The organism is Leclercia sp. TB492, assembly GCF_049974505.2.
GTDB lineage: Bacteria > Pseudomonadota > Gammaproteobacteria > Enterobacterales > Enterobacteriaceae > Enterobacter > Enterobacter adecarboxylatus_C.
Window position 1 is genome coordinate 902,757 of sequence record NZ_CM127572.1, and the last position, 21,875, is coordinate 924,631.

The following is a 21,875-nucleotide window of genomic DNA, read 5'->3' on the forward strand; positions in this document are numbered from 1 at the left end:
AGCAGGACATGCTGGAACAAATGGGCGCCGCTGCCAAAGCCGCCTCGTACAAACTGGCGCTCCTTTCCAGCCGCGAGAAAAACCGCGTGCTGGAAAAAATCGCAGAGTTTCTGGAAGCCCAGTCACACGAGATCCTGCTCGCCAATGAGCAGGATTTATTAGAAGCCCGCCGCAACGGTCTGAGCGAGGCGATGCTCGATCGCCTGGCTTTAAACCCCGCGCGCCTGAAAAGCATTGCCGACGACGTGCGTCAGGTATGCAGCCTGGCCGATCCGGTCGGGCAGGTGATTGACGGCGGACTGCTGGACAGCGGCCTGCGGATTGAACGTCGCCGCGTGCCGCTAGGCGTGATCGGTGTGATCTACGAAGCGCGCCCGAACGTGACCCTTGATGTCGCCTCCCTGTGCCTGAAAACCGGCAACGCCGCTATCCTGCGCGGCGGGAAAGAGACCTGGCGCACCAACGCCGCAACGGTAAAAGTGATCCAGCAGGCGCTGGAAGAGTGCGGCCTGCCCGCCGGTGCGGTGCAGGCGATTGAAAGCCCGGATCGTGCCCTGGTCAACGAGATGCTGCGGATGGACAAATACATCGACATGCTGATCCCGCGCGGCGGGGCAGGGCTGCACAAGCTGTGTCGCGAGCAGTCGACGATCCCGGTGATCACCGGCGGTATTGGGGTGTGCCATATCTTTGTCGATGACACGGCCGAGTTTGAACCGGCCCTGAAGATCATCGTCAACGCCAAAACCCAGCGCCCGAGCACCTGTAACACGGTGGAGACGCTGCTGGTGCATCAGAATATCGCCGATCGCTTCCTGCCAGCCTTAAGCCAGCAGATGGCGCAAAGCGGCGTCACCCTGCACGCCGATATCAATGCGCTGACCCCGCTGCAAGCGGGCCCGGCGAAGGTTGAGGAAGTGAAAGCAGAGCAGTACGACGACGAGTTCCTGTCGCTGGATCTGAACGTGAAGTTGGTTGCCGATCTGGACGATGCCATCGCCCATATTCGCGCCCACGGCACCCAGCACTCGGATGCGATCCTCACCCGCACCATGAGCAACGCCAACCGTTTTGTGAACGAAGTGGACTCTTCTGCCGTTTACGTAAACGCCTCCACCCGCTTTACCGACGGCGGCCAGTTTGGCCTCGGGGCTGAAGTCGCGGTCAGCACCCAGAAGCTGCACGCGCGCGGCCCGATGGGGCTGGAAGCGCTGACCACCTACAAGTGGGTCGGCTTCGGTGACGATACCATTCGGGCGTAATCTCCAGGCGGGCGGCCTCTGCTGCCCGCGCTATCCTTGTGAATTCTGCTCAATCCTTTCCTGTGCCGCCGAGTCCAGCACGGCGATCTGTTCCTGCAATGCCGCCAGGCTGAGCGGCCTGCTGATTAAATAGCCCTGGGTTTCATCGCACTTCATCATCATCAGCTTCTGCAGCTGCCCTTCGGTTTCCACCCCTTCTGCCGTAATACTCAGCGAGAAGGCCTTGCCCAGGCCGATAATATTTTCGACGATGGTGTTGGCGCTGTCGCTTTCCGGCATACCGTCGATAAAGGATTTATCCAGCTTGATGCCATCGAACGGGAAATTGCGCAGATAGCTCAGGGAGGAGTAGCCGGTCCCGAAATCGTCCATCAGCAGCTTCACGCCAAGTTTCTTCAGCGCCAGCATGATTTCGAGGCTGTTTTCCGGGTTCCACAGGGTAGCGTTTTCGGTAATTTCAATCTCCAGCCGGGCCGGATCTAACTGCGACTGCTGCAGCGCATCCCGGATGCGGTCCACCACCTGCCAGGACTGGAACTCGACGGCAGAGATATTTACCGAAACAGAGAGGCCGTGCAGAGACTGCTGCGCGTCCCGACAGGCGGTCTTCAGCACCCAGTCGCTGAGAGGAATAATCAGCCCGGTCTCTTCGGCGAGAGAAATAAACTGATCCGGCATGATCAGGCCAAGTTCAGGGTGATCCCAGCGGATTAACGCCTCTACGGCGATGATCCGTGAGGAGTCATGGCCGTAGCGCGGCTGGTAGACCAGACGGAACTGCTCTTTCTTAATGCCGTCGCGCAGGCTCTGTTCCATCTCCCGGCGCTGCACCATCTGCTCGGCCATTTCAGGCGTATAGAACACCCATCTGTTGCGGCCAGTGCTTTTGGCTTTGTACAACGCGATGTCCGAGAAGCGCAGGAGTTCACCCGCGTCGACGGCGTCATGCGGCGCGATAGCGATCCCGATGCTGGCACCGATCACGATCTCATTCCCGTTGATCAGGAAGGGGCGCGTCAGTTCGGCAATAATGCGTTCGCACAGGGTATCAATGTACCGCCGGTCATGAATGTCCGAGATAATCAGAATAAATTCGTCCCCGCCCTGGCGCGCCACCAGATCGTAATCGCGGATGCAGTGCCGTAGCCTGGCTGAGACCTCATGCAGGACGGTATCCCCGGCGCTATGGCCGAACAGATCGTTGACCGGTTTAAACTTATCGAGATCGAGGCTGAGCATCGCCAGCGGATGCGCCTGCGTGGGCTGCGCCCGCAGCTTGCCCTCGAGAAATTCGCGCATTCGCACCCGGTTGGGCAGCCCGGTGAGCTCGTCGTGGCGGGAGAGATACTCCACGCGCGCCTGCGCCTCGACCTCCAGGGTGACATCCGTGGCGGTGCCACGGTAGCCGGTTATCCCCTCCGGCGTGACGACGGGTTTGATCGCAATATGGCAGTAGCGCTGGTGGCCCATCACGGAGAGATAGCGACAGTGCAGCAGACGACGATGGCCCGTCTGGCCGGGCTGGGTGATCCACTCCGCCAGCGACTGGTTGTCTGCGGCCATGAACTCGCTGAGCGGGCGACCGATCCAGGCCGATATGCTGTGCCCGGTAATGCCGGGAAAACGCTCGGAAAGCCAGGTAAAACGTAGCTCTGCGTCAGTCTCCCAGATCCAGTCCGTGGTGGCCTCAGCTACGTCACGAAAACGGCGTTCGCTGGCGGTGAGGGCAAGGCGGTTCTGTGCCAGCAGAAAGGTGTTTTCATCATACATCCGCGCCTTTTTGAGCGCGTTGCGTCCCAGCATTACGCCGGGAATAGCGGTACAGAGCGCCAGCAGGATCAGCAGCGGCAGGATGTAGCGCAGCAGCTCGCGTCCCGGATCTTCGCTTTTCCACTCAAAAGTGATTTGCTGGCCATCAATGGGGAGCGTTGCGACTCCGCGTCGCCCTGCCAGCTTCGTCGCCCCCTTGTGCTGCACGCGGGTCTGGGTGATACCGTACTCTTCACCCAGCGCGATGAGCTTACGGTCATCCAGCACGTCAACAAAGACCAGCACCGAGGCCGGGCCGGGGACAACAGGGATCCTGGCGTCATCACCCGTGGTGATGCGCGCTGCGGCCACCAGCGCCGGATGGCCGTTCCTCATTACCACCGTACTGGACAGTGGGATAGCGTCCGGCTTGTTTATTTTCTGAATCAGCTCGGGTAAGGGGTCGTCTCCCAGCCAGGATTGCAGAGAGTCTTTCACCAGCTTGCCATCAACCACGCTGTAACGGGTCTGCCCGTTACCGTCCAGCACGAACAGCCCTTCATACTCAAAATCGCGCCACAGCGTGGCCCCCATGTTCTGACGGGTATAGGCCCAGTCGGTATCCACCCTCGGATGAAGATGCTGGTAGGCTTCGCCCCACCAGGCGTAGTCTTTGATATGGGTGGTGAGCGTATCAACCCGGTTATGGATCGCCTTTTCCAGCAGCATGGCGCTGTGCTTGTCGCTGTCCTGATTGATGTTTCGCACGATCGTCAGCAGCGCGATGATGGCGATGATAAACAGCACTGACAGCAGGGAAAACATCAGCACCAGGGCGCGTTTGATTAAGGTCGCTGTCCTTTTCGGCTCGAGGTCCGGGCCGGATATGTCATCGGTGACAAAAAATTTATGCATTATTTACCCACTCTCTCAGGCATTTCTGTGTTCCGATCTAATTAATATCGACCTGTTCTGGCGGGGCTTGATTTCAAAAAGATAAATTTGAAGATAGCCGATCCTGGAAGGAAGAGGGGAGATGGCGTAACTGGCGCGAGCAAATTGCCGCAAAATGTGACGAGTATGCGTTATGGAAGCGCGAAAGACGGGGTGTAATCCCTTTGTTATGTATGGTTTTTGCGCGTGTTGGTGTAAAAAACAACGACTAAAAGGTGAGGGGTTGACGAGGTGGGCGCTTTTTCTTACCCTTTTACACCGTAGTCTCTCTCCTGAAAGCCGATATAGCTCAGTTGGTAGAGCAGCGCATTCGTAATGCGAAGGTCGTAGGTTCGACTCCTATTATCGGCACCATTCAAGCATCTCTCAAAGTCTACTCAAGTTCACTAAAACCCCTTATAATCTGCATCTTCCAGCTCTCGCTTGTATTCTGACGTCTACTGACACACCCCAAAATCTACATGCATATGGGGGTACATTCGGGGGTATGTGCTGTTCGGTCTTATGGAGATACCCCCAGTGAAACTTAACGCCCGCCAGGTTGATACCGCAAAGCCAAAAGATAAACCTTACAAACTCTCAGATGGCGGGGGACTTTACCTTTTGGTCAACCCTAATGGAAAACGCTATTGGCGACTTAAGTACCGTGTTGCCGGTAAGGAGAAGTTGCTTGCTTTTGGGGTTTATCCCGACGTGACCTTGGCTGAAGCTCGTAGTAAACGTGAAGAGGCTAAAAGGGGCATTGCTGGTGGGATTGACCCCAATGTAGCGAAGAGAGAAGAGAAACTAGCACGAGAGGCTAGTGTCCGAAACACCTTTCAGGAAATCGCTTGTGAATGGCATGCCAGCAAGCTTTATAAATGGTCTGAAGGATATGCTTCGGACATTATGGAAGCTTTCAACAAAGACGTGTTCCCTTACATCGGCAAAAAGCCTATTGCGGACATCAAACCACTCGAATTACTGAATGTGCTTCGCCGCATGGAAAGCAGGGGAGCAACAGAGAAGGCAAAAAAGGTCAGACAGCGCTGTGGCGAGGTCTTCCGCTATGCGATCGTTACTGGTCGAGCCGAATACAATCCAGCCCCTGATCTTACCAGTGCAATGCAAGGACACGAGTCCAACCATTATCCTTTCCTGAACATTTCCGAGCTTCCTGCATTTTTCGAGTCTCTTTCCCAGTACTCGGGCAGTATTTTAATCGTTTTGGCCGCGCGCTTGTTGATTCTCACTGGCGTAAGAACGGGGGAACTACGAGGTGCTACATGGCAAGAAATCGACACAGAATCTGCGGTGTGGATCATCCCGGCAGAACGTATGAAGATGCGCCGCCCACATATTGTGCCTTTATCCAGACAGGCACTAGCCATCATTGAGCGCATCCGCCAAATGACAGGGCGTTATCCTCTGATTTTTCCGGGTCGTAATGACCCACGAAAGACCATGAGTGAAGCTAGTATCAATCAGGTATTTAAGCGTATTGGCTATACCGGTCGTGTTACTGGCCACGGCTTCAGACATACCTTGAGTACCATCCTCCACGAGCAGGGATACAACACCGCCTGGATTGAAACACAGCTTGCACACGTCGATAAAAACTCGATTCGTGGTACCTACAATCACGCTCAGTATCTGGAAGGTCGCAGGGAGATGTTGCAGTGGTATGCGGATTACATAGACAGCCTTGAGAAGAATGGAAATCTCGTCCATGGCAGGTTCGGAAAGTCAGCTTAGCTGCTCGGATAAGTGTTTTAACTAAAAAAGAGTAGACTGCAGTAGACGTATAAAACACAGGGCTATGCCACAGTAATGCATTTGCGGGTTGGCATAGCTCCCTATCAAAGATGGCGTAGCTGGCGTAACCATGTCTGAACAACACACTCTTCCCTTAGATTTTTCTATTCCTACTTACCCAATTACGGCATTGAACGAGATTGCAAACCATGCCCGACGGATATTGTCGCGTAAAAAAAGAACAAATTCTCAGGTCATTCACGTTCAAAATTTGATCATGGATTTGATTGATGTTTACTGGCAGGAAGAGCGGGAAAAGGAGATCCAACGGCTTGAAACTGAAGTCCGCCAAAATATAGCGTACTTTCGCTGGGAAGGTGATGAGCTGTATCCATTCGCCTATGTACATAATCGTTATGGTGATTTTCTCGAGTTTGTCGGCGACGATAACGATCTTGATATATACGACCTTGATAATGTTGAGGTGCTCAACGAAATCATTGAATGGTTCGTGGATAACGAATCTTCTGAAGGGTTTATTGATGCAGAGCCAGCTGAATACTTCTCCGCAATGGCTCTTTTGCTTATCGCCGACGCGGTCTACCCCAACCCTTTTCAGGATGACAATCCTGATACAACTATCACTCTTAGTGATATGTCATTCATCGTTCAACCTGCGATGAACGCAATGAAAGCAATGGGTTATTCCCGCCAGGCTGAAGCTGTGACGGCACAGCAACAAAAGCTTGAGGCATTTGAGGAAAAACGAGCTGCGCTTGAGCATCAACTTATCTTGGCAGATAACGATTTGTCGGCCCTTAAGAATGAAAAGAAGGTTTCTTCAAAGAAAGCTACAGATGCGAAGCATGCCAGAAACCGTAAGGCCTCTCAGCTAGTTTGCGATGATTGGCTCAAAAATAGGGCAAACTTCAAAAGTGCTATGAAGGCTGCAGAACACTATCAGCTTTGGCTTGAAGAACAGGGGTATCACAACTCTCTCATAACTGTCAGGAACTGGATTTTATTGCACGCGAAGCACCATCAGATTAAATGGTGAAACAACGTAAACCGTACCTCTGCGACGCAGAGTGTACATTCTGCGCTGCAGCGTGGTGGATCACAGCATTTTAATTGTTTGAAATGACTCCAGATAATTCAACATCAACTGGAGTCAATCATGTCCCATTCCTTTATCCGCTTACCCGAAGTACAACGTCGCACCGGCTACAGCAAGGCCTGGATCTATCGCCTGATGAGCCAGCAGCGTTTTCCTTCTGCCGTGAAGATCGGTACTCGCGCTATCGCCTTTGTTGAGAGCGAAATCGATGACTGGATCGATCAACGCATCGAAGAGTCCCGCAACGGTATCTATTCCCCGGGAATCAAATCACACGCTGTGAACGCATCCCTCAACTGTGGAAATGTAGGGGTGAAAAATGCGTAGTATCGATAACATCCGGGAGGTGGTTCAGGCAGCTTCGGGGCAATGGCCGTTCGTGTTGCAAAGCCTTGGCATTAAAGTGCCAGGTTCTCCAAGTAAACATTCGGCCTGTCCGGTCTGTGGTGGTACAGACCGTTTTCGATTTGACGATCAAGGCTGTGGCGCACATATCTGTAATCAATGCGGGGCGGGTGACGGGCTCGATTTAGTCCAAAAGGCATACCAGGTTAGCGCGACAGAGGCTGCGAATCAGGTCGCTTCTGTGCTGAATCATGCCAATAGCTCTCGCGCGGACGGAATAGCTTATTACCGGCAAAAGGGACATCAGGAAGCTGAAATCCGTCGCCAGCGTTTTACGTCGAAATACCAGGTAATGGTTACGAAAGCCCTGCCAGGGCAAAGCCAGTACCTGGCCGCGAAGGGGCTGAATGATGGGCGTTTTCTGGTGCTCCCCGATGGTACGCTGCTGCTTCCTCTGGTGAATGAGACTGAAAGCGTAGTGGCCGCTCAGTCCATCACAATAAGCGGCGAAAAAAAGCTTCTTCCAGGGTCAGCCAAAAGGGGGGCATGGTACGCCCTGAGTACCGCTGATGTGGGGAGTGACATCGTCGTTTGCGAGGGGCTTGCAACGGGGTTATCTGTCCAACTCATGCAGCCAGATTCCATGGTCGTAGTGGGTCTGGATGCCGGAAATTTGACACCTGTAGCGCAGGCTATGCGTCGCAAGTACCCGAACAGTCGAATCATCATCGCAGCTGATAACGACTGGCAGGGCGAGGAGCAGCCTAATGTCGGGTTAGCCGCTGCGGAAAAAGCCGCTGCAGCTGTAGAGGGGTGGATAGCTCTCCCGCCAGTGGATTACAAAGCTGACTGGAATGACTACCACCAGCGGTTTGGGCTTGATAAAGCTTCTGCAGATTTTGACGGCTCAGTTGTTCAATATCAGCCGAAAGCAATGTTACCGGCTCTCAAGCACAACGGTGAGTCGGAAGTCTGTACCACTGAAAACGATCCACTTAAAGCTCGCGTTGAGTCTCGTCGGGATGGCATTTTCTGGGTGGTACCCAAGGTGGGTAAAGACAGCGGCGAAATCACTCTACAGGAAAGTTGGTTATCTTCACCGATGGAAGTTGTTGGAATAGGTACTGATGGAAACGAGCTGTACCTGATTATCCGCTGGACTGCTTTTGGCTCGGATTTGCCTACCATTAAAGCGATCCCTTTAGCTGACATTGGCGAAAAGGAAGGATGGAGAGTGCTGAAAAAAGGTGGCGTTAACATTACCGCAAAAAGTGGTTTGCGTGCGACGCTTGCTGACTGGCTCCAGCGCAATTATCCAGAAACACTTTGGCTTATATCCCATGCCACTGGGTGGCAACATGGTGCCTATATCATGGCGGACGGAGAGATTATCGGCTCTCCCGAAACTCCGGTTTTATTTAGCGGACGGAGCTCCGCAGCCTCTGGATATACCTGCAAAGGGACGCCTGAGAGTTGGCGTAGAGATGTCGCACATCTGGCAGAGGGAAATTATTGCATGATGACAGCCATCGGCGCTGCCCTTGCCGCCCCACTTCTTGGTCTGTGTGGGGCGGATGGATTTGGACTTCATTTCTATGCACAGTCCAGTGCAGGCAAGACCACCACGGCGAATATGGCCAGCAGTTTGTATGGCTGCCCTGATCTTCTGCGGCTTACGTGGTATGGGACCTCGCTGGGTCTGGCCAATGAAGCCTCTGCGCATAATGATGGCCTGATGTCACTGGATGAAGTTGGCCAAGGAGCTGACCCGGTTAGTGTGTCTCAAAGTGCCTACGCGCTGTTCAACGGCGTGGGTAAACTGCAGGGCGCTAAAGAAGGTGGGAACCGTGACCTTAAGCGCTGGAGAACAGTTGCCATTAGCACTGGGGAGATGGATCTTGAAACCTTCATTTCGGCGGCGGGGCATAAGACGAAAGCTGGCCAACTTGTACGATTGCTCAATATCCCGTTGAGTAAGACCAATTGCTTCCATGAATATGATAATGGGAAGCAACACGCCGACGCACTGAAAAGTGGCTATCAAAACAGCTATGGGGCAGCTGGTCGAGAGTGGATCAAATGGTTAGTTGACCACCAGCAGGAGGCGATTGATGTTGTTCGCGAATGTGAACTGCGCTGGCGTAACCAAATCCCTGCTGAACATGGCGAGCAAGTACACCGAGTGGGTTCCAGGTTTGCGATCCTTGAAGCGGCTCTGCTGCTTAGTCGAACGCTTACGGGCTGGAGTGAAAAGGCATGTATTGAGGCAGTTCGACACTGTTATGACGCATGGCTGGATGCTTTTGGTTCTGGAAATAAAGAACGAGAGCAAATTATCGAGCAGGTGGAAGCATTCCTGAATACTTATGGACTTAGCCGATTTGCGCCAATACCGTTCGACCCTGCCGCGTTGCCAATCAGGGAATTAGCGGGCTACAGGCAAAGGGGAAATCATGAGGACGACTCACTGACTTTTTATGTCTTTCCTGAAACATTCAAAAACGAGATGGCGAAGGGATTCAATTACAAGCAAGTTTGTGAGGTGTTGATTGAAGCCGGGATGCTGATCCTTCCGACAATCGACAGGGGATATATGAAGAAATCCCCTCGTGTTAATGGCAGACAAGCGCGTGTCTTTGAAATCAGGTTTCGGCCGGAGAAGTAAGATTATCTACGTGAGACTCTGACATCGAGGGTTGTGGTTCAGTTGGTTCGTCGGTATCACTTTCTGATGCCTATGCCCCACGGGCATTTACGTCGAAAAACTGAACCACACGGAACCAACTATGGCGTGATTGAACCAACTTTCCAGAAGGTGATGAACCACAGGGACCTGATGTTGAACCACAGACCCAGCTCTAATGTGGTTCAACAAATGCCAGTAATAGCAATGTCTTCAAGGTTTAATCCAACTGACCCAACTGAACCACAACTTCTACGTTGATATTTACTGGACTAAATACAACGGTTTTTTTCCTCTTGTTTTATTTTTACATTATAAGTGATGTCACAGGTTAAATGATTAAAATATGTGGCATCATTTTTTCCATATATGGAACGGAACCATTTTAAAATATATAAAATCCCCTGGAGTGTAAGGTTTTTAGCCTGTATAGATAAAAAGGGATAACAGGAAAAAAGAGCCTTGCATGAAATTAAATGAACTTAGAAAAAGAGCGCTGGTGGATGAAACCACAGAATTTTTTGAAAGAGGCGTGTATGAAATTCAAATCCCTAGAATGGATACCGCAGCCTGGCGACAATGGTATATGCGTACAGATGGTAGCCAGTTTGCATTGGTCAATCTTGGTGAAGAACCGCAAATTGTCTGCCGGTTCGATATGAGGCAAGTTGACACATTTATTCCAAGATTACCCACAGCATTGAAAATTCATGCCTGGCAGGATGACCAGTCCGAACGTAAGTGCCCACGTGGAACTCAAACGGCCTTTATGGAGTGGGTATTGCGGACGGAATGCATCGCTATCAATTACCGTGACGATCTTGAGTACTGGGAATGCATGGCCAGGCGGTTGAAAAGGCGATTTGGTGTGGTACTCATTTTGTTTGATCGCGAAGAAAAACCTTATCTTCGGGAGGTCAGCAGCGAAACAGAGCTGCGACTGTCACTGGAGCTTTTCCCTTACGCCTGTACGGGCATTCTGGGGAGAATGGATCAGGTTGAGGAAGCACTGGCCAGAGCCTGAGGGAGGCTATCTTGATTAGGAAATATGAAGATTATGCTCTGGAAGGATACGAAGTCCCGGTTGGATATCGGTTATTGAAGCGCACAGATACTCATCGAAATGTAGTGTATCTGGATGCTCCGTCTGGTGAGCATTGTACTGCATATCTATTAGCCTGGTGTACCCTAAACCAGATCAGATACGTTTGCGGGTCTGGCGGTCGTATGATTTTCAGCATCAGAAGGCGATAGGTGAATTACCACAGGCATTTGTAGCCCACCAGCTAAAAACCTACGATGTTCAGCTCATGCCAGTTAATAATGCGTTCTGGCGTAAATTGGGAGCCTGGGCGCTTGAGGAGTGTTATCAGATTACCGCTGAGCATGACCGGATATTGAGCCACGAAAAGTTGGTGAAGGAATTCTATGGTCTTAAGCGGCTAATGCTCATTCACAAACAGCCAGATGAAACAGAGTTTGACCGATTATTCTGGCAGTATCGGAAGATCTTCCGACGTCTGACTAATCCTTTAATCATGAAAAGACATTCCCTCAATTAAGAGTGGGCGAGTTGTAACAGCATCATTCGATGCTGCATTTTTGCAGCATATTAAAAAGATCAATTATTTATGATGAAAATAACTACAGCAGCTTTTTGCGGGCTTTTGCACGTCAGGCAACAATATTTTGATGAAATACGAAAGAGAGAAGGTGACTTTCCCGTTCCGGTAATGGAAATCCAGGATGGGGAGCTTTGGGATGAAATGCAGTGCCAGCTGTTTTCCGATGCGATGGTAAGCCGGTTACAGAGTTCTCGCTTTCAGCGTTATTGTCGAGCGTGTGAGCTGTCGGTAAAAATTTTCATGCATTATTCCCAAATGTACAGCAGTGAAAAGATACTCTTCGCAGGGTGTGCTGACGTTACGGATTACGAAAAATGGCTATCGCTCCACAACACTCATGCGAAGCAGATGTCTGACTCAATTGATGCTATGGCCAGCGATGTGAAATCGCTCGGGAAGGCTCTTCAGAGGCTGAGAAGTGAACAGGGGTTGCTGGCAGGCCCAGAAGAATCCGTTGCAAAGCGAACGAAAACACTCGTTGCGTTAGCCACAGTAGAAAAAGAATTTGCAGGTAAGGTTAAGAAGCTATCGCAGCGGTACGCCAACTATGATTTTTATCTACAAGGTAATGGGCATTTAGGCTGGATGTTCCCTGCTAGCGCTGGGACAGAATCGATGGAGATATTTGTTCAGGCAAATAGGCTCCAATCTGGTCTTAAACAGTCTCAAGTCTCTCGCATCATGAAATCAGCCAGAGATTTCAGATCGAGGGCGGCAAGCTTCAAGGCTACCGCTGTCGCTATTGCAGGGGATGCCCTCATTGCCGAATCAGCCTACCGAGAATTTATGCAGAGAAATCCGACGCTGCTAACCAATCAGAGACAAAAGGAACAAGAGGAAATCCGCGCTCAAGAAGTTGAACGCCACCAGCGTAGGAATTTTATACAGAAACTTGCTGTGTGGTTTGTTCGTGTGACTGGAGCATGAAATGCATTCTGCACGGTTTGCCGTCGGTGAGCTCATTTCCCGTTAGTAGAGTCAGTTCTGACAGCAAATAGATAAAGATAATTGCCGCCGGTTCTGCATCCATGTAACAGCTACCCGTATGTTTATGCAGAACCAATTCAACTTCATTCTGATACGAATGACCCACAAGCATTCGCATGCCTTCAAAATTTCTGCTTGAGAAGCATGCTTAATCAATAATTATTTTCCTTTAAATCAATAAATTAATTTTGATTGCATTTTGGTTTGAACCCTTGCGATTTAGACGTATTATTTTGAGATTAATCCACTTGCCCAACCTTCATTGCTGCTTATAAGTGGGCGTGAAGAATGATTTTAAGGTTGTATATCATGGAGTTATTGAAGTTTTTGGCGGCGATTTTAGTCATTTACTTGTTGTTTTTTAGAAAGAAAAAACGTAAATCTCCAAAGTCTTATGCTTCAAGCCCCGTGAAAGCACCGCCAAAAGAATGGCTCGCTGACATCAAGAAAAAAGAGGCGGTTGTGCGAAACGATGATAGTGAAGACGATAACCTTGCAACTTTTACATTGAGCGGTGGCCGGGGTGTTGAACTTCGGGTGACAACCAATCATTACCGGAACACCTCAAAGTCAGCAGGTGCACTAGCTCGATGGGTACTTCCGGGTGAGATGATAACTGTAGCTGGTTTAGCAATTAGCGGTGGCCACATTTACGTGGGGCAACGTATGAAGTCCTCCGGTCAGGAATCAGGCGGCTATTATGACGATGGAAGTGAGGCATCATTAATTGATGACACATGTAAGATAAAACCTACTTCTTATCTTTACGAGGACAGCTCATTAGGATACTGGCCCAGTTTTTCCTCTCTTTCCCCAGAAGCACGCGGTGCGTATGTCAGTTGGCTTGCCAGCGATAGGTCTGATCCATCGTGTCCTATCGGCTATGTTTTTATCTACCTCTACGGCCTGGAAAGAAAAGCGCTCGTAGATTCAATTGACCCAAAATTCCCTGATGCTGAGTTCCGTAATCTATTCAATGAAGTCGCTCGGTTAAGATCGGTATTCAGTGAGAACCGCTCCTTCCGTGGATATTCGACCCAATTACTCGAAGCCATGTCTATTCTTCGCCCGAACATGGGTTTAGCCACTGAGCTCGATAGCAATTCAGGTTTCAGCAACAGCATGCAATTTAAGCTGGCTCTGGCAAAAACTGTACATGAAGGAGTTCCTGTATCAGCTGAACTGGCGTTGAACTGGGTAGTAAACCACACCGAGTATTCGCTGCGTACCCCGGCTCGCCGCTGTGCTAAAGAGTTTGCTGCGCTTTTCAAACGGCGTTACACCCTCAAATATGGTGAAGGGATGGTCGTTAAGGCGAATAAAACGCGCCTAAGGTTAGATTACACACCAGCAAGTCCTAGTTTGCGAGGTGTTCGACTTCCTGTTCCCGACCTGCCTGATCCAAGTGCGTTGAAGAGCCCTGTCCAGAAAATTATGGCTCTTGCCGACATATGTACGGATGAACTTGATGCTTATAGTCGCTACCTTGGTAGGAAAGGTACGTCAGTCAATGATACGGCTGCAATTATGTTGCTCCCTTCAGAGATCGTTAATGAAAGCGCAGAAAAAATATTAAGCTCATTCAAACGCTGGGCTGATGAGGCGATCCTCGTCAAGGAGGGGTTAGTCTCAGTTGCTGACTTTTGGGCACATATGAATGCCAGTTGCCCCAATAAGATCAATAAAAAAGAGGCCGATTTGATGCAGGCCTTTGCTCTGAAGATGGGTTACGGTCTGGCACCTGACCCGTATTATCACCATGTGAAGGCGGATGTTGATGGGACGCTTGTTCTATTCCCTGCCGCCGAAGATGGACGCTTCTCACCTTCTCCTGAATTTATCTCAGCCGTAATGACGCTCAGATTAGGGGCGATGGTCGCCTTGATTGACGATTCTCTTGATCAAGCTGAACAGAAAGTGCTTGAGAATGCCATCAACAACAATCCTGGCTTCACCGATGATGAAAAACGTTCTCTACATGCGTATTTAACGTGGCAACTTCATACCCCAGCCAATATGACAGGAATGAAAAGCAGGATTGAGTTGATGGGGGCCGCGGAAAAAGCTGCTGTGGGTAAGGTTATCGTTAGTGTTGCCTGTTCGGATGGTACGATAGCGCCTGCCGAAATCAAACAGCTTGAGAAGATTTATTCAAGTTTGGGGCTGGATCCCTCATATGTCTCGAGCAATATCCATCAGCATTCCGCAGCTGAACATGATCTCGTCTCGTCTGTACCAACTGTTCAGACAGCAGCTGGGTTCACACTGGATGCTAATGTACTTGCCCGCCACGAATCTGCCACGGATGATGTTCGTAAATTGCTGAACACAATTTTCACCGAAGAAGAACCGGAAGAGCCAGAAAGTGCTCCAGCCTCATCAACGGAGGCGGGGGGGCTTGACTCCGCACATAGCCAGCTTTATCGCAGTTTGCTGGAGAAAGAACAGTGGTCCCGAAAAGAGGCGACAGAATTGTGCGGAAATTTGAATTTGATGCTCGGCGGTGCGCTTGAGGTGATCAATGACTGGTCCTATGCGGTGGTTGATGCTCCAGTACTGGACGATGCCGATGATGATATCTGGGTTGACCTGGAAATTGCCAAAGAATTAGAGGGATAGTGAATGTCTGTAACACGTATAAGAGTGAAAGAACGTGACGCTATTATTCAGTCACTTAAGTCAGGTGTAACGCCAAGGATAGGCATCCAGCATATCCAGGTTGGCCGCGTGAATGAGATCACCGCTCTCCACCAAGATATTGAGAGGATTGCTGACGGTGGTGCAAGCTTCAGACTTATCATCGGTGAATATGGTTCTGGTAAAACGTTCTTTCTGAGTGTTGTGCGCTCTATTGCGCTAGAGAAGAAGCTGGTGTCAGTCAGTGCAGACCTTTCTCCTGACAGGCGCATTCACTCATCGGGAGGTCAGGCTCGTAATCTCTATTCTGAGCTTATGAAAAACATGTCCACCAGAAACAAGCCGGATGGTAATGCGTTACTTAGCGTTGTTGAAAGATTCGTTACGGAGGCAAGAAAGGAAGCGGATACGGACGGCTCCGAGGTTTCATCAGTTATTCATAAACGCCTGACAGCTCTGTCAGATATGGTGGGTGGATATGACTTTGCGAAGGTCATTGATGCATTCTGGCGCGGGCATGAGCAGGATAACGAAACGCTAAAATCCAATGCTATTCGCTGGTTGCGGGGAGAGTACACCACCAAAACTGATGCCCGTAACGATCTCGACGTTCGGACTATTATCTCAGACGCTTCATTCTATGATTCTTTGAAGCTGATGAGCCTTTTTGTCCGACAGGCAGGCTATGCCGGTCTTTTGGTCAGCCTCGACGAAATGGTGAACCTCTTTAAGCTGAATAATACGCAAGCAAGAACAGCGAACTACGAACAGATTTTGCGGATCCTGAATGACTGCCTGCAAGGCTCAGCCGAGAACATTGGTTTTATCCTCGGGGGTACGCCAGAGTTTCTTTTCGATCCGCGTAAAGGTCTTTACAGCTATGAGGCCCTCCAGTCGCGTCTGGCGGAAAACCGGTTCGCGCAAAAAGCAGGGGTGATTGACTACTCATCCCCCACTTTGCATCTTGCCAGCCTCACCCCTGAGGAACTGTATATTTTGCTGAGAAATCTTCGTCATGTTTATGCAGGCGGAGATCCAGAGAATTATCTGGTACCAGATGAGGCACTGACTGGGTTCCTGCATCACTGTAGTAAAACCATTGGAGACGCTTACTTCCGTACCCCCCGTAATACCATAAAAGGCTTCCTGGACATGCTGGCCGTACTCGAACAAAACAGAACGATGAACTGGCAAACATTAATCGAGGGTGTGGCGATTGAAGTGGACAGACCTAGCGATATGGATGACGCCATTGTGGAGGAAAGCGACGACGACGACGGACTGGCGAACTTCAAACTATGAGCAGTGCCTACGATAGCCTCGATCCCCGCGTCCGTAAGTGGGTTTACAAGCAGGGGTGGTCTACATTAAGGCCCTTGCAGGAGAGTTCTATCCCGGCAATTTTAGCCCGTGATCGAGACGTGCTAATCAGTGCAGGTACAGCAGCGGGTAAAACAGAGGCTTTCTTTCTTCCTGCCTGTTCGGCAGTTGCAGATCTAACGAATGGATTTGGCATCGTCTATATCAGTCCGTTGAAGGCATTGATTAACGATCAGTACCGTCGTCTTGAGAGCCTTGGAGATGCATTGGAAATGCCAGTGACTCCCTGGCACGGGGATGTACCACAAAGCAAAAAGAAGAAGGCTCGGACGAACCCTGCTGGCATTTTACTGATTACACCTGAGTCACTTGAGTCTTTGCTCATAAATTCAATGGGCTGGCTCAAACAGGCATTTTCTTCAGTCGCATACATCGTTATTGATGAGTTTCATGCTTTTATTGGCTCAGAGCGTGGTGTACAGCTGCTTTCTCTGCTCAATAGAATTGACCATGTGCTAGGTCGCCAGGTAAATCCAATTCCCCGCGTTGCGTTGAGTGCTACGCTGGGTGAACTGGAGAAAGTGCCTGAAATGTTGCGCCCGGACAAACGACTCCCCTGCGTAACTGTTACAGATAGTAATAGCACGGCCACTCTTCAGGTACAGGTCAAAGGGTACCTGGAGCGAGTGATCCAAAAAGAGGAAGAACTTCAGAGTTCAGCTGAACATGACGTTTGCTCTGACATTTTCAGGCTTTGCCGTGGCGATTCTCATTTGGTCTTTGCAAACAGCCGAAAGCGCACTGAAAGCATTGCGGCAACGCTGAGCGACATGTGTGAGGAACAAATTGTTCCGAATGAATTTTTCCCCCACCATGGTTCCCTTGCCAAGGAATTACGTGAGGCGCTTGAATCTCGTCTTCAGAAAGGAAATTTGCCCACTACAGCTGTTTGTACAATGACGCTTGAGTTGGGAATTGATATCGGTAAGGTTAAGTCGGTTATCCAAGTTACGCCTCCGCATTCTGTTTCCAGTTTGCGCCAGCGTATGGGGCGTTCTGGGCGACGCGATTCCCCATCAATACTCAGAATGCTAATTACAGAAAATGAGCTTACTGTGAGTAGCAGTATCGTTGATCACCTACGACTCCAGTTGGTGCAGTCGATGGCAATGATCAGGTTGATGATCTCTAAACAATGGTTTGAGCCTGCCGATTCCCGGCAGATGCATTACTCCACGCTGCTACACCAGATTCTTGCAATTACCGCACAATGGGGTGGAGTTCGTGCCGACCAGCTCTGGACACAACTATGCCAGACAGGGCCATTCAGAAATGTAGATTTAAACGATTTCAAAAGCCTGCTTAAACATATGGGAGCATGTGGCCTACTCACTCAACTTGCTAGCGGCGAAATGGTTGTTGGGGCAGAGGGGGAGAAACTGACTAACCATTACACTTTTTATGCTGTGTTCAATACTCCAGAAGAGTTCCGCATTGTCACCGGAAACAGAACCCTTGGAACAGTGCCTGTGGACTCCCCACTGCTACCAGACCAACACATCATCTTCGGTGGGCGGCGCTGGAAAGTGACAGAGATTGAGACAGAGAAAAAAGTTATCTATGTAGAGGCAACCAAAGGCGGTCAGCCACCACAATTTAGTGGGGGAGGTATGTCTGTTCATGATGCCGTTCGTCAGGAAATGCTCGCTATCTATAGGGAAGGTGATTACCGCATAGCAATAGGCGGCAAGAAAGTAGATTATGCCGATGCTGCCGCCAGAAACCTATTTGCGGAAGGCTGTAGTAACTTTCAGCGTTATAACCTGCAAAATGAGTATTTTATTACGAGTGGGCAACACTGTTATGTAATTCCCTGGATGGGGGATAAAGTTGTGAATACGATTACAGCCTTGCTCATACGGTATGGCTTTAAAGCCAATTCATTAGCAGGTGTTATAGAGATTGATGATGCAAGTGTAGCAACGGTTCAACAGGCGCTTAAAAAAATGCTGTTGTCAGGCTTACCATCTGCATTTGATCTTGCCGAAGATGTTCCAGAAAAGTTCTTGGATAAATACGACGAGTATTTACCAGAATCCCTTCTTGCGAAGGGATTTGGGCAAAAAGCGTATGACATTGAAGGTACTTGTATTTGGTTGAACCAGCATCTTAAGTAAACTAGCTAAGCGATAAGGGCGATCTGCTCTCCCGTTGATCGAGGCCGATTGATGTTAGCAATGTTCACTCTTGACTCGAATCTGCCAGAAATCGAGGTCACAAGGTCTGCTTTGAGTGAGGAGCGCAAATGGATAAAGCCCTTATGAGTTCTTGTTCAATGACCTTACTTTTGAGAGTCACTGGGTTAGATCATGTTTCATGTTTGCAATAAAATATATATTTCAACTTAGGTTTATAACTTAAGTGTTAGTTTCTGATCTAAACCAGATTATTAATCTCTCCTAGAGTGAAATGAGTTAAGCCAAGAGTTGATAAAATGAACAGGTTTTTTTACAATATCCGAATGTTCGCTAGCGAACAGGTATCTAAAATAAATTTTCTGAGCTAAATTTACAATTCAAATTGTACCGAGGATAAAATGCAAGTACAACATCATTCTGAACCAAACTTGAAGCATGAGATTGTGGCTTTATTTAAGGCTTCTCAATTGATACCTTTTTTTGGCAGTGGATTTACTAGAGATATTAGAGCAAAAAATGGTAAAGTTCCTGATGCTATTAAACTTACGGAGTTGATTAGGAATATAGCGGCAGAAAAAGAAGGGTTAACACAAACAGAAATAGATGAAATTCTAAGAATCAGCCAGCTTAAAAAAGCGTTTGGACTTCTAAGTATGGAGGAATATATACCCAAACGAAAATCGAAGGCATTATTAGGTAACATTTTTTCAGAGTGTAAACTCTCTGATCACGAAAAGACAAAAATAATAAATTTAGATTGGCCTCACATTTTCACGTTTAATATTGATGATGCTATAGAGAACGTTAATAGAAAATACAAAATCCTGCATCCAAATCGAGCAGTTCAGAGAGAATATATATCCGCTAATAAATGTCTATTCAAAATTCATGGCGATATTACTGAATATATTAAATACGAAGATCAAAATCTGATATTTACTTGGCGTGAATATGCACACAGTATAGAAGAAAATAAATCCATGCTATCCTTTTTATCTGAGGAGGCCAAAAACTCAGCTTTCCTTTTCATAGGTTGCAGTCTTGATGGCGAGCTTGATTTAATGCATTTATCAAGAAGTACACCATTTAAGAAATCAATTTATTTGAAGAAAGGATATTTAAATTTAGAAGAAAAAATAGCTCTTTCGGAGTACGGCATCGAAAAAGTAATTACCTTTGACACTTACGATCAGATATATCAATGGTTAAATAACATACTTCAGAATGTTGAGCGAAAATCCCCCACAAGAAGTTTCGAACTCGATGATTCCAAGTTAATGAAAGAAGAAGCTATAAATTTATTTGCTAATGGAGGCCCTGTAACTAAAATAGTGGGTAACAAAAGAATTCTTCGAAATTCTATAACTTTTTCTCAGCGAGATGTCTGTGATGATGCAATTAAAGCACTACGGGATCATGACTATATCCTAATTACAGGTCGACGTTTCAGCGGAAAATCTGTACTTTTATTTCAAATCATTGAGGCAAAAAAAGAATATAATGCCTCTTATTACTCTTCGACTGATACATTCGATCCTTCCATTAAAAATTCATTGATAAAATTCGAGAATCATATATTCGTTTTCGACTCTAATTTCTTTAATGCACAAAGCATTGATGAGATTTTAACCATAAGGGTGCATCCTAGTAACAAAATTGTTTTATGCTCGAGTTTTGGTGATGCAGAGTTATATAGATTCAAGTTAAAGGACAGAAAGATATTACATACCGAAATTCAGATAAAAAATAACTTGATTAATGAAGAAGGTAACTATCTCAACGATAAGCTTTCTTTTGAGGGACTACCACTTTATAAATCTTCAGAGACGTTGTTGAATTTTGCTTATCGATACTATAGCGAGTATAAAAATAGACTAAGTGGTTCTAATTTATTTAATAAGCAATTTGATGAAGATTCTATATTTGTTTTGATTTTAATTGCAGCTTTTAATAAAGCCACATATGGTCATATCATCAGTCACAATAAATACTTTGATATTCAGAGTTTTATTTCGCAAAATGATAGATTATTTGAATTGGAGTCAACTAACACAGAACCAAGTGGAGTTATAATCTGCAATTCACCATCCTGGCTTTTAAGAGTTATCAGTGATTATATTGATAAAAACCCTGCATCTTATAAAACAGTATCTGAGTTAATAATATCTCTTGCGTCAAAAGGATTTCTTGCAGCATCAAGGAATCTTATAAGCTTTGATAAACTAAATGAACTTGGGAATGGAAAGAATGTCCATAAATTTATTAGGGATATATATAAGGAGATTGCACATACCTATCGTGAAGATATGCACTACTGGTTACAAAGGGCTAAGTCAGAATTAATATCGGCACACACAATTGATGACCTCATCGAAGGAATGAGTTATGCAAGCAAAGTAAGACTTGATAGTGCCGAGCTTAAAAATCAAACTTATTACAGTGCCACATTAGTATTAGCGCAGTTGTCTGCAAGGGCTCTATCTATAAATAATGATAAAATATATGCGCTGAGCTTCTTTGAAAGTAGCCTAGAATCCATCCGAAATTATAATAATAACTCAAGGCACATAAACAAAATGATGGATAAAAATGATGGTGGCTTTAGATATGCAATACAATATCTTAAGAATAATCCATTAATAGAACTCCTTCCTCGTAAAGAAGAAGTCAATGAATTAATTAACTTCTATGAGAGCCGTAAGAAATAATCATCCTTAAATTAATAAATGGCAAGTGACTCACTCCCTTGTCATTTATTAAACTCTTAAAAAATTATCCCACAAAGTATTAAACTGAGCTAATGAGATTGTGTTTTGGCTATGTCATTGTTTTATTTCCAAAATACTTTCGCTTAAGTATTGACAGGCAGTGGTCAGTTGTTTTGGCTTGTGACCAAGCCTTTTAATAATAGAACTTTAAAACAATCAATCTGATTTTTTGAAATTTATCTCAATGTTAAATTCTTCCTCTTTTGGCACTAAGCGGGCTAAAGCGGACATATTTGACGGGATAAGGGCATAGATGAATTCTCCATACCCTTGAACGATTACTTCCCAGTTGACTTGCTCGGTTTCAGTCCCGGGGTATTGCCGGGTGTATCCTTATTATCACGTCTGCGTTGATCGGGTTTTCCTGTTGATTTTGCAATTGGTTTTGGACCAGGTTTAAGCCCCATAATCGTGTTCCTTAGCCTTGTCAGAGGTTATTCCTCAGTGTGGGTATAAGGGGAGCGGTAAGAATTATCAAGCTTGGATGGGCGATGGA

At 47.7% G+C, this 21,875-nt stretch carries 11 protein-coding genes, 1 tRNA gene and 1 pseudogene; 12 read left to right on the forward strand and 1 reads right to left on the reverse strand.

From position 1 onward, the window contains the following. Positions 1-8: 8 nt before the first annotated feature. On the forward strand, positions 9-1,262 hold the full coding sequence (gene proA / locus ACP4QI_RS04215; RefSeq protein WP_426495188.1) for a glutamate-5-semialdehyde dehydrogenase: 1,254 nt from the start codon (positions 9-11) through the stop codon (positions 1,260-1,262). Positions 1,263-1,292: 30 nt separating this feature from the next. Here the strand turns inward: proA and ACP4QI_RS04220 are convergent, their stop codons facing one another. Beyond that, positions 1,293-3,926 (reverse strand): bifunctional diguanylate cyclase/phosphodiesterase, encoded by a 2,634-nt coding sequence (locus ACP4QI_RS04220; protein ID WP_285128542.1) that lies wholly within the window; start codon positions 3,924-3,926, stop codon positions 1,293-1,295. Between the two features lie 317 nt (positions 3,927-4,243). Between ACP4QI_RS04220 and ACP4QI_RS04225 the strand changes: the two genes are divergently transcribed. From ACP4QI_RS04225 to avs5, 11 genes and pseudogenes are all read left to right on the forward strand, one after another. Beyond that, positions 4,244-4,319 (forward strand) — tRNA-Thr (locus ACP4QI_RS04225). Positions 4,320-4,484: 165 nt separating this feature from the next. Beyond that, positions 4,485-5,699 (forward strand): tyrosine-type recombinase/integrase, encoded by a 1,215-nt coding sequence (locus ACP4QI_RS04230; protein WP_426495187.1) that lies wholly within the window; start codon positions 4,485-4,487, stop codon positions 5,697-5,699. A 130-nt stretch (positions 5,700-5,829) separates the two neighbouring features. Beyond that, a complete protein-coding gene (locus tag ACP4QI_RS04235) occupies positions 5,830-6,756 on the forward strand; it encodes a hypothetical protein (protein ID WP_426495186.1) in 927 nt (308 codons plus the stop codon). Positions 6,757-6,876: 120 nt separating this feature from the next. After that, positions 6,877-7,068: pseudogene (locus ACP4QI_RS04240) on the forward strand (helix-turn-helix transcriptional regulator); the annotation flags it as partial. 67 nt (positions 7,069-7,135) lie between these two features. Then, positions 7,136-9,826, forward strand: a complete 2,691-nt coding sequence (locus ACP4QI_RS04245; RefSeq protein WP_426495185.1) for a DUF927 domain-containing protein — start codon at positions 7,136-7,138, stop codon at positions 9,824-9,826. Positions 9,827-10,310: 484 nt separating this feature from the next. After that, positions 10,311-10,868, forward strand: a complete 558-nt coding sequence (locus tag ACP4QI_RS04250) for a hypothetical protein (protein WP_426495184.1) — start codon at positions 10,311-10,313, stop codon at positions 10,866-10,868. A gap of 607 nt (positions 10,869-11,475) precedes the next feature. After that, positions 11,476-12,396: a hypothetical protein gene (locus ACP4QI_RS04255; RefSeq protein ID WP_426495183.1), complete on the forward strand. Its 921-nt coding sequence runs from the start codon at positions 11,476-11,478 to the stop codon at positions 12,394-12,396. 369 nt (positions 12,397-12,765) lie between these two features. Then, positions 12,766-15,075, forward strand: a complete 2,310-nt coding sequence (locus ACP4QI_RS04260) for a TerB N-terminal domain-containing protein (protein WP_426495182.1) — start codon at positions 12,766-12,768, stop codon at positions 15,073-15,075. Positions 15,076-15,078: 3 nt separating this feature from the next. Beyond that, complete coding sequence (locus ACP4QI_RS04265) at positions 15,079-16,395, forward strand: ATP-binding protein (protein WP_426495181.1); 1,317 nt, start codon at positions 15,079-15,081, stop codon at positions 16,393-16,395. Continuing rightward, a complete protein-coding gene (locus ACP4QI_RS04270; RefSeq protein ID WP_426495180.1) occupies positions 16,392-18,590 on the forward strand; it encodes a DEAD/DEAH box helicase in 2,199 nt (732 codons plus the stop codon). Before ACP4QI_RS04265 ends, ACP4QI_RS04270 begins: the two co-directional genes overlap by 4 nt. A gap of 419 nt (positions 18,591-19,009) precedes the next feature. After that, on the forward strand, positions 19,010-21,319 hold the full coding sequence (avs5, locus tag ACP4QI_RS04275; protein WP_426495179.1) for an AVAST type 5 anti-phage protein Avs5: 2,310 nt from the start codon (positions 19,010-19,012) through the stop codon (positions 21,317-21,319). Positions 21,320-21,875 lie beyond the last annotated feature (556 nt).

Coding starts and splice junctions, on each gene's coding strand:
- proA (WP_426495188.1), top strand. CDS start 9: ATGCTGGAACAAATGGGCGCCGCTGCCAAAGCCGCCTCGTACAAACTG.
- ACP4QI_RS04220 (WP_285128542.1), bottom strand. CDS start 3,926: ATGCATAAATTTTTTGTCACCGATGACATATCCGGCCCGGACCTCGAG.
- ACP4QI_RS04235 (WP_426495186.1), top strand. CDS start 5,830: ATGTCTGAACAACACACTCTTCCCTTAGATTTTTCTATTCCTACTTAC.
- ACP4QI_RS04245 (WP_426495185.1), top strand. CDS start 7,136: ATGCGTAGTATCGATAACATCCGGGAGGTGGTTCAGGCAGCTTCGGGG.
- ACP4QI_RS04250 (WP_426495184.1), top strand. CDS start 10,311: ATGAAATTAAATGAACTTAGAAAAAGAGCGCTGGTGGATGAAACCACA.
- ACP4QI_RS04255 (WP_426495183.1), top strand. CDS start 11,476: ATGATGAAAATAACTACAGCAGCTTTTTGCGGGCTTTTGCACGTCAGG.
- ACP4QI_RS04260 (WP_426495182.1), top strand. CDS start 12,766: ATGGAGTTATTGAAGTTTTTGGCGGCGATTTTAGTCATTTACTTGTTG.
- ACP4QI_RS04265 (WP_426495181.1), top strand. CDS start 15,079: ATGTCTGTAACACGTATAAGAGTGAAAGAACGTGACGCTATTATTCAG.
- ACP4QI_RS04270 (WP_426495180.1), top strand. CDS start 16,392: ATGAGCAGTGCCTACGATAGCCTCGATCCCCGCGTCCGTAAGTGGGTT.
- avs5 (WP_426495179.1), top strand. CDS start 19,010: ATGCAAGTACAACATCATTCTGAACCAAACTTGAAGCATGAGATTGTG.